General features: G+C 60.2%; 12 protein-coding genes. 8 read left to right on the top strand and 4 right to left on the bottom strand.

The features are described from left to right. Positions 1-210: 210 nt before the first annotated feature. The gene (locus JNM42_RS19065; protein ID WP_294274095.1) at positions 211-711 is read right to left on the bottom strand and encodes a reverse transcriptase domain-containing protein; all 501 of its coding nucleotides are present in this window, start codon (positions 709-711) and stop codon (positions 211-213) included. Positions 712-798: 87 nt separating this feature from the next. Then, on the bottom strand, positions 799-1977 hold the full coding sequence (locus JNM42_RS19060) for an MFS transporter (protein ID WP_294274092.1): 1179 nt from the start codon (positions 1975-1977) through the stop codon (positions 799-801). Positions 1978-2567: 590 nt separating this feature from the next. Here JNM42_RS19060 and JNM42_RS19055 point away from each other — a divergent pair. Then, the gene (locus JNM42_RS19055; RefSeq protein WP_294274089.1) at positions 2568-4220 is read left to right on the top strand and encodes a hypothetical protein; all 1653 of its coding nucleotides are present in this window, start codon (positions 2568-2570) and stop codon (positions 4218-4220) included. A 33-nt stretch (positions 4221-4253) separates the two neighbouring features. Here JNM42_RS19055 and JNM42_RS19050 read toward each other — a convergent pair whose 3' ends face one another. After that, positions 4254-5186 (bottom strand): DMT family transporter, encoded by a 933-nt coding sequence (locus tag JNM42_RS19050; RefSeq protein ID WP_294274087.1) that lies wholly within the window; start codon positions 5184-5186, stop codon positions 4254-4256. 51 nt (positions 5187-5237) lie between these two features. Here JNM42_RS19050 and dapC point away from each other — a divergent pair, with 51 nt between their 5' ends. The 5 genes from dapC to prmB are packed head-to-tail and all read left to right on the top strand — an operon-like array spanning position 5238 to position 10544. Then, positions 5238-6452, top strand: coding sequence for a succinyldiaminopimelate transaminase (dapC, locus tag JNM42_RS19045; protein ID WP_294274084.1), 1215 nt, complete (start codon positions 5238-5240; stop codon positions 6450-6452). A 10-nt stretch (positions 6453-6462) separates the two neighbouring features. Further along, positions 6463-7284 (top strand): 2,3,4,5-tetrahydropyridine-2,6-dicarboxylate N-succinyltransferase, encoded by an 822-nt coding sequence (gene dapD / locus JNM42_RS19040; protein ID WP_294274081.1) that lies wholly within the window; start codon positions 6463-6465, stop codon positions 7282-7284. Between the two features lie 48 nt (positions 7285-7332). Continuing rightward, entirely contained in the window at positions 7333-8526 is a 1194-nt protein-coding gene (locus JNM42_RS19035; protein ID WP_294274078.1) for a PilT/PilU family type 4a pilus ATPase, read from the top strand. Continuing rightward, positions 8516-9649, top strand: coding sequence for a succinyl-diaminopimelate desuccinylase (gene dapE / locus JNM42_RS19030; protein WP_294274074.1), 1134 nt, complete (start codon positions 8516-8518; stop codon positions 9647-9649). Before JNM42_RS19035 ends, dapE begins: the two co-directional genes overlap by 11 nt. A gap of 1 nt (position 9650) precedes the next feature. Continuing rightward, positions 9651-10544: a 50S ribosomal protein L3 N(5)-glutamine methyltransferase gene (prmB, locus tag JNM42_RS19025; protein WP_294274071.1), complete on the top strand. Its 894-nt coding sequence runs from the start codon at positions 9651-9653 to the stop codon at positions 10542-10544. A gap of 159 nt (positions 10545-10703) precedes the next feature. Here prmB and JNM42_RS19020 read toward each other — a convergent pair whose 3' ends face one another. Further along, positions 10704-11606 carry a LysR family transcriptional regulator gene (locus tag JNM42_RS19020; protein WP_294274067.1) on the bottom strand — a complete coding sequence of 301 codons (903 nt, stop codon included), beginning with the start codon at positions 11604-11606 and terminating at the stop codon, positions 10704-10706. 198 nt (positions 11607-11804) lie between these two features. On the opposite strand from JNM42_RS19020, the gene JNM42_RS19015 reads away from it, so the two are divergent. Together JNM42_RS19015 and JNM42_RS19010 are read left to right on the top strand one after the other, a co-directional pair. After that, complete coding sequence (locus tag JNM42_RS19015; protein WP_294274065.1) at positions 11805-12680, top strand: pirin family protein; 876 nt, start codon at positions 11805-11807, stop codon at positions 12678-12680. A 33-nt stretch (positions 12681-12713) separates the two neighbouring features. Then, positions 12714-13166 (top strand): DoxX family protein, encoded by a 453-nt coding sequence (locus tag JNM42_RS19010; RefSeq protein ID WP_294274063.1) that lies wholly within the window; start codon positions 12714-12716, stop codon positions 13164-13166. The last annotated feature ends 238 nt before the right edge of the window (positions 13167-13404 follow it).

The following is a 13404-nucleotide window of genomic DNA, read 5'->3' as shown; positions in this document are numbered from 1 at the left end:
TGCTCGTAAACCTGCTTCAACTGCTCAGAGGAGAATCGATTCGGTTCGAAAGCAATACGAACGAGCCAACTGCGCGACTTTCTGGTCATTGCTGAGCTTCTCTGTCGATGGAGGTAAAGCCCTCAATAACGAGCGACATCTAGACCATGAGTGGCCCCGCAAATCCGGGACTCAGACATTCCCGACCAATGCGCAAAACCCATCTTACGCTTAAGTTTGCTCTATTGTTTGTGGAGCTATGACCGCCCCTTGCGGGGTGCCTCCCGTTGGCGTCCAACGTTCCAGTCCTTTGACGATGTCCTGTCGCAACCAACCTGCCAGCAGTTCGAGCAGGCGTCCATCGCTGATCCGTTCTTCGATTCTTTCTTTCAGCAGGGAATGCGGGATGCTGTCAAAGTAGCCTTTCAGGTCGGCATCCACGACGTGGGTATAACCTTCCTTCAGGTGCTTATTGACTTCCCGCAGCGCGTCTTTGCAGCCTCTTCCCGGTCGGAATCCGTAGCTCGTCGGTAGAAATTCGTTCTCGAAGATGGGTTCGATAACCCGCTTGACCGCCGTCTGGACAATTCTGTCCTTGACGGTGGGGATGCCTAACGGTCGTGTCTTGCCTCCCGCTTTGGGGATGTCCACGCGCCGCACGGCTTGCGCTTGATACCGGTCTTCTTGTACAACAGCTAATAGCTTCGCATTCTTTCTTTTGAGAAATGTCATGCGACCCCATTCATTTTTCTGCACTGCCTTTTGCCCTTGCTTTCTTTGCTGAACTTCGCGCCTTTGCGTTGATGTTTTTAAGGTGGATCACCTTGTCCGGAACGCCGCAGGCTTTGCTCGCCAGGCCAGGCCGGCCAGTGCGACGAGGCAAAACGCGGCGCCTGCATGAAATGTGAAAGATGCTCCGAAATGATCCCAGAGCAGACCGGCAACGCCGCTGGCCACCAGTATGGCGATCCCGCTCATCAGATTGAAGAACCCGTAGGCCGTTCCACGCAAGTCAGCGGGTGCGGTATCGGCGACCATGGTCGCCAGCAGGCCCTGGGTAATGCCCATGTGGACGCCCCACAGGGCCACTCCGGCGATGACGACTGCCCAGTGCTCATTGCTGGCGAGCACCAGATCAGCCGCAATCAGTACAAGCAGACCCAGCGCCAGCAACCTGGTGTGGCTCATGCGGTCGGACAGCTTGCCCAACGGATAAGCCGACACGGCGTAGATCAGATTCATCGCTACCATCACCAGGGGCACCAGGGCCGCCGGGATGCCGCCCTGTTGTGCGCGCAGGACGAGAAAGGCTTCGCTGAAGCGTGCCAGCGAAAATACCGCTCCGATCCCCACCACCCACCAGTAGGGCGCACCAAGACGCGTGAGGTTTGCTCTGCGGATCGGATTTGAACGCTTGCCTTGCTCTTGGCGCTCGGGTTCACGGATACCAAACAGGAGCAGCGCCACGGCCATCAAGCCCGGAATCACCGCCACCCAGAATACGGCCCGGAAATCGTTGGCCCACAGCAACATCAAGCCGACCGCAAGCAAGGGGCCGAGAAACGCGCCGACGGTGTCAAGCGCCTGACGCAGCCCGAATGCCGCGCCGCGTACTTGCGGCGGAGCGATGTCGGCCACCAGCGCGTCACGCGGTGCACCACGAATGCCCTTGCCGACGCGATCGAGCAGCCGGGCGGCCAGCACGATCCCGAGGCTGGGTGCGAGGGCAAACAGGGGCTTGGTCAACGCACCAAGGGCATAGCCAAACACGGCAAGGCCCTTGCGCCTGCCCAGATAATCACTCAAGGCGCCAGAAAAAACCTTGACGATCAAGGCCGTCGATTCAGCCAGCCCTTCAATGAGACCGACCGAAAAGGCGCTGGCGCCGAGCACGCTGACCATGAACAAAGGCAGCAGACTGTGGATCATCTCGGAGGAGATGTCCATCAGCATACTGACGAATCCGAGTACCCATACGCCAGCGGGAATCTGACTCAAGGGGCTTATTGCTGATTTTGTCATTGCCCATACCAGTTGTTGTGCGCAGGAAATCCTCTAAGGAGTCGGCGAACACGTGTGAAAACGTCATTCCGGCAAAAGACGGAATCCAGAAAAGCCAAGGCACTGGACACCGGCTTCCGCCGGTGTGACGGCTTATTCAGCGTTTCCCCAAACCCCAGAAAATCGTGATGCCAATATCTTATGCCTTGATCCCCAGATCTTCTCAGACCGGTAGCAGGGAACTAACCCATCTCCCTGCATTTCAGGGAGTTTTAGCGCGCTTCAAAGATAAAAACAGACGTTGACCGGTTTGCGATGGTCAAGGATACTCAGGGCGCACTTGGCAGGGTAAATTTGTTTAACGCTAACTCATTGAATTACCGTGGCCCTAGGCCAGGCTTCGCGCTCATTCCGGGCTTGACCCGGAATCCAGTTCGTTCATCAAAACTGTTTTACTAACATCTTGATCAGATGTACAAAACTGGATTCCGGCTTTCGCCGGTATGACGATGGGTTTCTAGAACAAATTTACCCTGCACACTTGAATTTCCAGATTGTATCTCTTGTTCAACCATGATAGTCCTCGTATGCCACTTCCACCGCTTGCCGCCGCCTTGCAGGGCTGGATAGACCGCAACTTCCTCGAACTGGGCCGGCAGATGCGCCTGTCTTATCTGCCGCCGCTGATGGTTTATGTCGCGGCAGGCATTTCAGGTCTGACCGGCATCGTCGGGGTGTTTTATGTGAAGGAGCGGCTTGGCCTGTCGGCCGAGTTTCTTGCCGCGCTCGGTTTCTGGGGTGGACTGCCGTGGGCGCTGAAGATGCCGCTCGGGCATCTGGTCGATCTGATCTGGCGCTGGAAGGCGCTACTGGTTTATCTGGGCGCGACGCTGATTGCGGCCAGCCTGCTAATCATGATCGGGCTGCTCGACACCAGCAGCGCCCTGCACGGCGCCCTGCTCGCGCTGATGCCGGTAGACGCCTGGTATGTGCTCTCAGCCCTGCTCGCGCCAGTCGGTTATGTGGTGCAGGATGTGGTCGCCGACGCGATGACGGTCGAGGCGGTGCCACATCTGGATGACCAGGGACAGCCTGTTTCCGATGCGCAGCGCCGTCTGATGCACACCACCATGCAGACGCTCGGCCGGGTGGCGATCATCGGCGGCACGCTGATCGTCGCGGTGATGAATGTGCTGCTGCTCGACGGTGTCGCCGGGCTTGCCGAAGACCAGCGCGCGGCGGCTTACCGCAGCATCTACGAACTGGCGCTGCTGATCCCGGCGGTATCGGTGGCAGGCGTGATTCTGGCGAATTGGCTGCGCCGGCGCGACAGCGCGCGCCTGGCGCGCCAGGGCCATTCCGGGGCAGCGATCGCCGCGCTGCTGGGGCGCACGTTCGAGCGTCCGCCGGTCAATTGGTGGATTCTCCTTGGTGGTCTGGCCTTTGCCGCAGTCTCGCTCGCCCTCGGCGTGGGCAAGGTGGCTTTTGCGCAGGAAATCGTTTTTCTTGTTTCGATGACGATCGTGCTGTTCCTGATCGGGCAACTCACGCACGAACTCGATCCCGCGGCGCGCCGGGTGCTGGTCGGCACCGCAATCGTGATCTTTGTGTTCCGCGCGGTGCCCGGCCCGGGGCCGGGCGCGACCTGGTGGATGATCGACGAGCTTGTCTTCGACCAGCAGTTTCTTGCTGTGCTGTCGTTGATCTCGAGCGTGCTGACGCTGGCTGGAATGTTCGTTTTTCGCCGTTTCATGGCCGAACGACCGATCACCTACATCGTGGGCTTTCTCACCGTGTTCGGAACGCTGCTGTCGCTGCCTACGCTGGGCATGTACTACGGGTTGCACCAGTGGACTGCAGCGCATACCGGCGGTGTGGTCGATGCGCGCTTTATCGCCCTGGTAGACACCGCGCTTGAATCGCCGCTCGGCCAGATTGCGATGATTCCGATGCTCGCCTGGATCGCCAATTCGGCGCCCGAAAGGCTCAAAGCCACGTTCTTCGCTGTGATGGCTTCCTTCACCAACCTCGCGCTGTCGGCATCCCAGCTTGCGACCCAGTACCTGAACAGGCTGTTCACCGTCACCCGCGAAGTCAAGGATGCCCAGACCGGATTGCTCGTCACGCCCGCCGACTACAGCGAGCTTGGCCTGCTGCTGATCTGGGCGACGGCGATCGGCTTTGCTGCGCCGATGCTTGCGATAGGGCTGATCCGTATGCTGCGCCTGCGCAGCGCCTGAATGCCGCGCCTGGCGAGCACGCCCTTCATCGGACTATGGCGTTCGCTCGGGACTTTCCATCCGCGCCGAAAACACGCTGGCGGCGACGATCATTGCGCCGCCGACCCACTCGCGCAGGCCGAGCGCTTCGTCGGCGAGCAGCCACGATGAGAGCGCGGCAATGCCGACTTCCGAGAGCATGATGACAATCGCGCGGTTGGCGGCGATGCGCGCCAGACCGAACTGAACGACGAGATTGGCCACCACCAGTACGCCGCCGATCAGGGCGATGAGCAGCCACGTCGATGGCGCGGCAGGCATCTTCGGCTGACCGATGCCGCAGAGAATCAGCAGCCCACCAAAGAACAGCACGCCGACGAAGGCCGCCATCGACTTGATTTCGATGGTGATGTCCTGCGCCCGTCGCGAAAGGACATTGAGCAGGGCAAACGAGAAGCCGGCGCCCAGCCCGAGCCAGTCTCCCGCGTCCTGCGGCAGCGGCAGGCCGGCGTGCGGTGGCCAGAGCATGGTTGCCGCACCGGCCAACGACAGCGCGATGACGAAGGCACCGAAACGATTGAGCCGCTCGCCGAGCAACAGCCGCGAGAGCAGCACGGTCCACAGCGGCGCCAGGTAGAACAGCAGCAGCACGCGAACCACTTCTCCGTTCAGGGTGGCCAGGACATAGCCGAGGTTGCAGCCGCCGGCGGCCAACGCCAGCCAGAACAGGGGCCACGAGGGCGAAAAAGCGCGCAGCGAACGTCGAAAAAATGCGAGCCCGAGGAGCAAGGCCACAGCGTAGGTCGCGCTTGATGCCACGACGCCGTCGATCCCGGCGTCGCGCAGAATCCGGTAGGGATACCAGATCAGCCCCCAGATCAGTGCCCCGGTGAGCAACGAGAGGACAGCCGTACGCGTCTCGCGTTGCGCTTTCCCCGCATCATGCGTGCTTTCTTGCGTGCTTTCCTGCGTGCTTCCTTTCGCCATCAGGCGATGCCCCTTATAATCATCGATCCAACACCGTTATTTGACAACAACGTGAATCCCTTCCTCAGCAAGCTGCACCCCTACCCGTTTGAGAAATTGCGCCAGCTTTTTGCCGGCGTTACGCCGAACCCGAGTCTGAGGGAGATCAAGCTGTCGATCGGCGAACCGCAACACGAAACGCCGGCCTTCATCAAGGAGGCGCTGAGCGCCGGACTCGGTGGTCTGTCGAATTATCCTACCACGCTGGGCGTACCGGCCCTGCGCCGCGCCATCAGCGCGTGGCTGGAGCGCCGTTATGGCCTCGCCGGCATCGATCCGGAGACGCAGGTGATCCCGGTCAACGGCTCGCGTGAAGCGCTGTTCGCCTTTACGCAGACCGTGATTGACCCGTCCTCCGGCCATCGTCCCCTGGTCGTCAGCCCCAACCCCTTCTACCAGATCTACGAGGGAGCAGCTTACCTCGCCGGTGCCGATCTGCGCTTTCTCAATACGCTGCCGGAAAACGACTATGCCTTCGCTTACGACAGCCTGAGCGACGAGGAGTGGCGCCGGGTTCAGCTCTTTTTCGTCTGCTCGCCGGGCAACCCGACCGGCAAGGTGCTCGATCTTGACGACTGGAGGACGCTTTTCGCGCTTTCCGATAAATATGGCTTCATCATTGCCTCGGACGAGTGCTACTCGGAAATTTTCTTTGACGAGGCCAAGCCGCCGCTCGGATGCCTGCAGGCGGCCACCCTGCTCGGGCGCAGTTTCGAGCGGCTGGTGATGTTCTCCAGCCTTTCGAAGCGCTCCAACGTGCCGGGAATGCGTTCCGGCTTCGTTGCCGGCGATGCGGTCATCCTCAAGGCCTTTCTGCTCTACCGCACCTATCATGGCTGCGCGATGAGTCCGGCCATACAGGCCGCCAGTATCACCGCCTGGAACGACGATGCGCATGTGCTCGAAAACCGGCGCCAGTACCGCGAGAAGTTTGCCGCCGTGACGCCTCTGCTCAGCGGCGTGCTGGGAACGAGCATGCCCGATGCCGGTTTCTATCTGTGGGCTCGGGTTGAACGGCACTCCCCTGTTCCGGATAGCGCAGATACCTGTTTCGCCCGTGCGTTGGTCGCCGATTATAATGTAGTCGTCCTGCCGGGCAGTTTTCTCGCGCGTGAGACCGGAGGAATCAATCCGGGCGCCGGCTTTGTGCGCATCGCACTGGTCGCACCGCTCGCCGAATGCCTTGAAGCCGCAGATCGTATTCAACAGTTCGTCTCAAAACTTTAGGAAACACACCATGCAGCAATTCCAGCAGATCATCGAAGAAGCCTGGGAAAACCGGGCTTCCCTGCAACCCGGCAGCGCGCCCGCCAAGGTGGGTGAAGCCGTCAATGCCGTCCTCGGCGAACTCGACGAAGGACGCTTGCGCGTTGCCGAAAAGATCAATGGTGAATGGATCACCCACCAGTGGATCAAGAAGGCCGTGCTGCTGTCCTTCCGCCTCGAAGACAATCAGCTCCTCGACGCTGGCGCGATGCGTTTCTTCGACAAGGTACCGACCAAATTCCGGAATTACGACGCCGAAAGATTCGCCCGTTCGGGAATCCGCGTTGTGCCACCGGCCGGCGCCCGACGCGGCTGCTATCTGGCAAAAAATGTGGTGCTGATGCCCTCCTTCGTCAACATCGGCGCTTATGTCGATGAAGGCACGATGGTCGACACCTGGGCGGCGGTCGGCTCCTGCGCACAAATCGGCAAAAACGTTCACCTCTCAGGCGGCGTTGGCATTGGCGGTGTTCTTGAACCCTTGCAGGCCAACCCGACGATCATCGAGGACAACTGCTTCATCGGTGCCCGCTCGGAAGTGGTTGAAGGCGTCATAGTCGGTGCCGGCTCGGTTCTGTCGATGGGCGTCTATATCGGTCAATCGACAAAGATCTTCGACCGCGAGACCGGCGAAGTGAGCTATGGCCGCATCCCGCCCGGATCGGTCGTTGTCTCCGGCAACCTGCCGGCGAAGGACGGCAGCTTCAGTCTCTACTGTGCCGTGATCGTCAAGAAGGTCGACGCCAAAACCCGCGCCAAGACCAGCATCAACGATCTGCTGCGCGGCGACTGATTTCGCTTTCATTTCTCGTTTAATCGTTATGACCCCGGTGGAGACCTCATGATTCTGGACAAACTTTTCCAGTTGATGGCAGAAAAGCAGGCTTCGGACATTTTCATCTCAGCCGGTGTGCCCATCCATATCAAGATTCAGGGCAATTCGGTTCCGGTCAATCAGCAGACCATGGATCCGGCGATGATCGAAAAAATTGCCTTTGAAATGATGTCTCCAGACCAGCAAAAGACTTTTGAAGCGACGATGGAGATGAACCTTTCCTTCGGCGTTCCCAACGTGGGTAATTTCCGCATCAACATGTTCAGGCAACGCGCCTCGATCTCGATTGTGGTGCGTTATATCCTCGGCAACATCCCGCCACTCGAAAGCCTGATGCTGCCCTCAACGCTCGCCGAACTGATCATGGAAAAGCGTGGCCTGATCCTGATTGTCGGCTCGACCGGCTCGGGCAAATCGACGACCATCGCGTCGATGCTCGATCACCGCAATGCCAACCGTAGCGGACACATCCTGACCATCGAGGACCCCATCGAGTTCCTCTTCAAACACAAGAAATCCATTGTCAACCAGCGCGAACTGGGAATGGACACCCTGGGCTGGGAGCCCGCGCTGAAAAACGCCATGCGCCAGGCGCCTGACTGCATCCTGATCGGCGAAATCCGCGACAAGGAAACCATGCAGGCGGCCATCGCCTACGCCCAGACCGGCCATCTTTGCCTGGCTACGCTGCACGCCAACAACAGCTATCACGCGCTCAACCGCGTCATCAATTTCTTCCCGCTCGATAGCCGCACCTCGCTTTATCTTGATCTTTCAGCCAGCCTGAAGGCCATCGTCTCGCAGCGCCTTGTCTTAAAGCCCGATGGCAAGCGCACGCCAGCCGCCGAAGTCCTGCTCAACACCCGCCACGTTCAGGAACTGATCGAACGCGGCGAAGTCCTGGCCGTCAAGGAGGCAATGGAACAGAGCCTGGCACCCGGATCGCAGACCTTCGAGCAGGATCTTTTCCGCCTTTATCGTGAAGGCATCATCACTCTTGATGAGGCGCTGGCGAATGCCGACTCGCCAACCAATCTCTCCTGGCTGATCAACAATTCTGAAATCTCCAGCACCCCTAGCAAGGAACAACAGGGTAGCGAAACACCGCTCGACTTCTCGGAAACCAGCGACGGCGGCACGTCATTCAAGGAGTTCACGCTCAGCCTTAACGACGCAGATGAAAAACCAGATGCCAAGTGATGCAACACTTCGCCTCACCGAGCAACTGATTGCCTGCCGTTCCGTCACCCCCGACGATGGCGGCTGCATGTCGATCATCGGCAAACGCTTGCAGCGCATCGGTTTCGAATGCGAAACCATCAATCGCGGCGGCGTCAGCAATCTGTGGGCTCGCCGCGGCATAGCCAGCCCCCTGTTCTGCTTTGCCGGGCATACCGACGTTGTTCCGAGCGGTCCGCTCGCGCAGTGGACGAGCGACCCTTTCCAGCCGAGCCAGCGCGACGGCTTCCTCTTCGGACGCGGCGCGGCGGACATGAAAGCTTCACTGGCCGCCTTTGTTACCGCCAGCGAAGCTTTCGTTGCGGCGCGTCCGCAGCACAGCGGCTCGATCGCCTTCCTGCTCACTTCCGATGAGGAAGGCGATGCAGTGGACGGCACCGTTGCCGTCACCGAAGCGCTCGCGGCACGCGGTGAAACCATCGACTTCTGCATTGTTGGCGAACCGACGGCGGTCACGCGACTCGGCGACACCATCAAGAACGGCCGTCGCGGCTCACTTTCCGGCAAACTCACGGTCAGAGGCGTTCAGGGCCATATTGCCTACCCGCATCTGGCGAAGAACCCGATCCACTGTGCGGCGCCGGTCATTGCCGAACTCGCCGTCAGCGTCTGGGATCAGGGCAACGAGTTTTTCCCGCCAACGACCTGGCAGATTTCGAACATCCACGGCGGTACCGGCGCCGGCAACGTCATTCCGGGTCACGTTGAAATCGACTTCAACTTCCGCTTCGCGACGGTCAGCACCCCCGAGGAGCTGAAGGCAAAAGTCGGAGACATTCTGGCGCGTCATGGTGTCGATTACGAGCTGGTGTGGACCCTTGGCGCCAGACCCTTCCTAACCGGCCGTGGCGCACTGGTTGACGCCTCCCGCGCAGCAATCCGGGCGGAAACCGGCGTCGAGGCCGAACTGTCGACGAGCGGCGGCACGTCCGATGGCCGCTTTATCGCCGACATCTGCCCGCAGCTCATCGAAATCGGCCCGGTCAATGCCAGTATCCACAAGATCGACGAGTGTGTTGAAATCGCTGCCCTGCCGCAGCTCTCTGCAATCTATCGCCGTATTCTCGAACAACTGTTGCCCTGAAATGTTCGAACAGGCGCAAAGCGAACTTTCAACGCTACGCGACCTGATGCGTTTTGCCGTCAGTCGTTTTAACGAGGCCGGCCTGTTCTACGGCCACGGCACCGACAACGCCTGGGACGAGGCCGCCTACCTGCTGCTGCATACCCTGCATCTGCCCCTCGATCAACTCGATCCCTATATCGACGCCCGGCTGACCGGCGACGAACGTGCCGCACTGCTGAAGGTCATCAAGCGCCGCATCAGCGAGCGCCTGCCGGCCGCCTACCTGACCAACGAAGCCTGGCTTGGCGATTACCGTTTTTATGTCGACGAACGGGTGATCGTTCCCCGCTCGCACATCGCCGAGTTGCTGCACGAGCAACTCAGCCCGTGGGTCGAAGATCCGTGGGCGGTGGGCAGCGTACTGGATCTGTGCACCGGCTCCGGCTGCCTGGCAATCCTTGCCGCGCACGCTTTCCCTGAAGCCAGGATCGACGCCGTCGACCTCTCGCCAGAAGCGCTCGCGGTAGCCCGGCGGAATGTCGATGACTACGAGCTGGATACGCGCCTCCGGCTTTTTCAATCCAATGGCTTTGCCGAAATCCAGGGGCGGCAGTACGACGTGATCATTTCCAATCCCCCCTACGTCAATGCCGAATCGATGGCCGTCCTGCCGGAGGAATACCGCCGGGAACCGGAACTCGCGCTGGCTGGCGGCAAGGACGGACTCGATCTGGTACGCATCATTCTCAGGGAAGCGCCCAGTCATCTCAAAACGGAGGGACTACTGGTGGTCGAGATTGGACACAATCGCGACGATCTGGAGATGGCCTTCCCCGAGACCCCGTTTATCTGGCTTGATACCAGCGCCGGAGATCGGCACGTCTTCCTGCTGCGTCGCGAAGACCTGGTTTGAGCGAAGCAGGCTCACGGAAAAGCAAAAGCCGGATCAACCCCGAGTCGGAAATTCAGCGCCTATCTGCCGAGCAGGAATCAGAAAACAGCGGGAGTCGGTCGGCCGAATCCGTCAATCTCGATGACCAGTCGCAATTTGGACGAAATCCCCAGCCTGAGTTCAGCGGGATCCAGCCATCGCTGCTTCGAGCATGTCGATGAAGACGCGCGCCTTTGCCGGCATCAGGCGTCGCCCCGGAAACACCGCCCAGGCCGTGTGCGAGGGCATGCACCAGTCGGGAAGCACGCGCCGCAATTCGCCTTGACGCACGCTGGGCGCTGCAAAGTAATCGGGCACGGCAGCGATGCCGGCACCGGCACAAGCCAGTTTGATCAACAGCTCCGGCGCATTGGCTACCGCCCGCGCCGGCGGCGCGCCCTGCCATAGGCGCTCGCCAGACATCAGTATCCAGGTTACCGCTTCGCCATTGCGCCCGAGCAAGCGCAACGCATCGTGCCGATCGAGGTCCTGCGGCGACGTCGGGTCGCCGCGCTCGGCCAGGTAATTCGGAGCAGCGTAGAGACCGCTGGGGAACTCGGCGATGCGCCGGGCAGCAAGGAGCGTGTCGTCAGGCAAATCACCCATGCGCACGGCGAGATCGAAGTTTTCTCCGAGCAGATCAACACGCCGTGGCGAAAGATCCAGTTCCAGCGTTACCGCCGGATGTAGTGCAATGAAAGCCGCCAGCATGTCGGTCAGCAGCAGAGTGGCAAAATCGCTGGGCATCGAAACCCGCAAGCGGCCACTGGGGCGCGCCTTGCGGTATTCGCTCAGCGCCTTGACGGCATCGACCTCTGCCGCCACCTGACGCGCATGTTCGAGCAACTGCAGGCCGAACTCGGTGAGCGTGAGGCGGCGGGTTGTGCGCAAAATCAGGCGTTCGCCGAGTTGCTCCTCAAGGAAGGCGATGCGACGCGACACAGTGGACTTGGGCAAACCTGCACGTTCGGCGGCACGGCTAAAGCTGCCAGCTTCCGCGACGCGGGCGAATATCAGCAGGTCATTGGGCTCGTATTGTTCCATTGGAGGAACAATGTTATCCGATTTCAGGGCTTCTGTTCTTCTTCTAACATCAATAAAGTACCAATCAGGTCGTCGCCCACCCAAGGAGTACGTCTTGACCCTTCTGAAAATCAATTCCAGTGCCCGCCGCGAAGCATGCCGTACTGGCCCGAGTCTTAAACCGTGCAGCACATCCATACACCCGACCCAGGAAAAGTCATGACAAGCAAGTCAGTTCGCCACAGCGACCCGGTTCGCCAGACACGCAGCATCGAACGCGTTGTCGCCGGCATGCCGACTTCAGATGGCGCCGGCGTCAAGCTGACGCGGGTTCTGACGCAAGCATTGCAGCGACGGCTGGATCCCTTCCTGATGCTCGATGCCTTCGCCAGTGACAATCCGGATGACTACATCGCCGGCTTTCCCGACCATCCGCATCGTGGCTTCGAAACCGTGACCTACATGATCGCCGGCCGCATGCAGCATCGCGATAGCGCCGGCCACGAAGGCTTGCTTGAAAACGGCGGGGTGCAGTGGATGACGGCGGGTCGCGGCGTGATCCATTCCGAGATTCCGCAGCAGGAAGCGGGTGTGATGGAGGGTTTCCAGCTCTGGCTGAACCTGCCCGCCAGAGACAAAATGAGTGCGCCGTGGTATCGCGATTTCGCCGCCAGCGATCTGCCGCACTTCGTCACCGATGGCGGTGTCGGAGTGACCGTGATCGCCGGCGAAAGCCATGCCGTCGTCGGTGCGGTGACGCGCGAGGCGACGGCACCCCTTTATCTCGACCTGCACCTGCCCGCCGGCGCGCGCTTCGCGCAGACGCTGCCGAGCGGACACAACGCCTTCGTTTTTGTCTATCGCGGCGAGCTGCGTGTTGCCGGAGAATCGTTGCCGGAAAACCGCATGGCGATTCTCGCCAATGATAGCGAGGCCGATGGCGTGGTAATCGAAGCCGCCGGCGAAGCGAGAGCCCTGCTGATCGCTGGCCGGCCGCTGAATGAAGCCATTGCCCAATACGGCCCGTTCGTCATGAACACCGAGCAGGAAATTTACCAGGCACTGAACGACTTTCGGGATGGGCGCCTGGCCTGACATCCCGATTCACTGTTATCAAGGAGAAATACCATGAATGATTCTTACAAGACTTATGTTTCGCTTGTCGGGCGCCTGCTGCTGGCCTTGATGTTCATCGTGTCCGGCTTCGGCAAGCTCGGCAATATCGAAGGCACTGCGGCTTTCATTGCCAGCGGCGGGCTACCTGCGCCGACGCTGCTTGCGGCAGCGGTTGGTGCGCTGGAACTGTTCGGCGGGCTGGCACTGGTCGTCGGCTACCGGGTCCGTCTGGCCGGAATCGCGCTGGCCTTATTCACCGTGGCGGCCAGCGTCGTCTTCCACGCCTATTGGTCGGCTCCGGCCGATCAGCAATACGTCACCCAACTGCTCTTCATGAAGAACATCTCGGTGGCCGGTGGCATGTTGCTGATCTCGGCGCTGGGTGCCGGTCCGCTGAGCATCGATGCGAGGATTGCCGCAGGCAAATCAAGGTGCTTCAAGCCAGCCTTGGCGCAGAACGTATGACCGCTTGAACGACTACCCGACCATGTCCAAAACCTCTGTTTTCTTCAACCCCCACGGTGCGCCGACTTTCACGCTCGAACCCCGTAAACTCGGTGTCCTTCTAACCATCATGGCGATTGATTTGCCACCCCGGAACATGAAAAAATGAGGCATCGGAAACCTTCACTGATGTTAGAGGCACCAGGGGTGGTGCTTGGCAGAGTGGTGGCGCGCCGATTCGTTCTTTAACTGCCCATCG

Source organism: Propionivibrio sp. (genome assembly GCF_016790145.1).
Taxonomy (GTDB): Bacteria; Pseudomonadota; Gammaproteobacteria; order Burkholderiales; family Rhodocyclaceae; genus Propionivibrio.
Note: the sequence above shows the minus strand (reverse complement) of the source record. Positions and strands in the feature narration are given on the sequence as shown.

Coding starts and splice junctions, on each gene's coding strand:
- dapD (WP_294274081.1), top strand. CDS start 6,463: ATGCAGCAATTCCAGCAGATCATCGAAGAAGCCTGGGAAAACCGGGCT.
- JNM42_RS19065 (WP_294274095.1), bottom strand. CDS start 711: ATGACATTTCTCAAAAGAAAGAATGCGAAGCTATTAGCTGTTGTACAA.
- JNM42_RS19020 (WP_294274067.1), bottom strand. CDS start 11,606: ATGGAACAATACGAGCCCAATGACCTGCTGATATTCGCCCGCGTCGCG.
- JNM42_RS19010 (WP_294274063.1), top strand. CDS start 12,714: ATGAATGATTCTTACAAGACTTATGTTTCGCTTGTCGGGCGCCTGCTG.
- JNM42_RS19035 (WP_294274078.1), top strand. CDS start 7,333: ATGATTCTGGACAAACTTTTCCAGTTGATGGCAGAAAAGCAGGCTTCG.
- prmB (WP_294274071.1), top strand. CDS start 9,651: ATGTTCGAACAGGCGCAAAGCGAACTTTCAACGCTACGCGACCTGATG.
- dapE (WP_294274074.1), top strand. CDS start 8,516: ATGCCAAGTGATGCAACACTTCGCCTCACCGAGCAACTGATTGCCTGC.
- JNM42_RS19055 (WP_294274089.1), top strand. CDS start 2,568: ATGCCACTTCCACCGCTTGCCGCCGCCTTGCAGGGCTGGATAGACCGC.
- JNM42_RS19050 (WP_294274087.1), bottom strand. CDS start 5,186: ATGGCGAAAGGAAGCACGCAGGAAAGCACGCAAGAAAGCACGCATGAT.
- JNM42_RS19015 (WP_294274065.1), top strand. CDS start 11,805: ATGACAAGCAAGTCAGTTCGCCACAGCGACCCGGTTCGCCAGACACGC.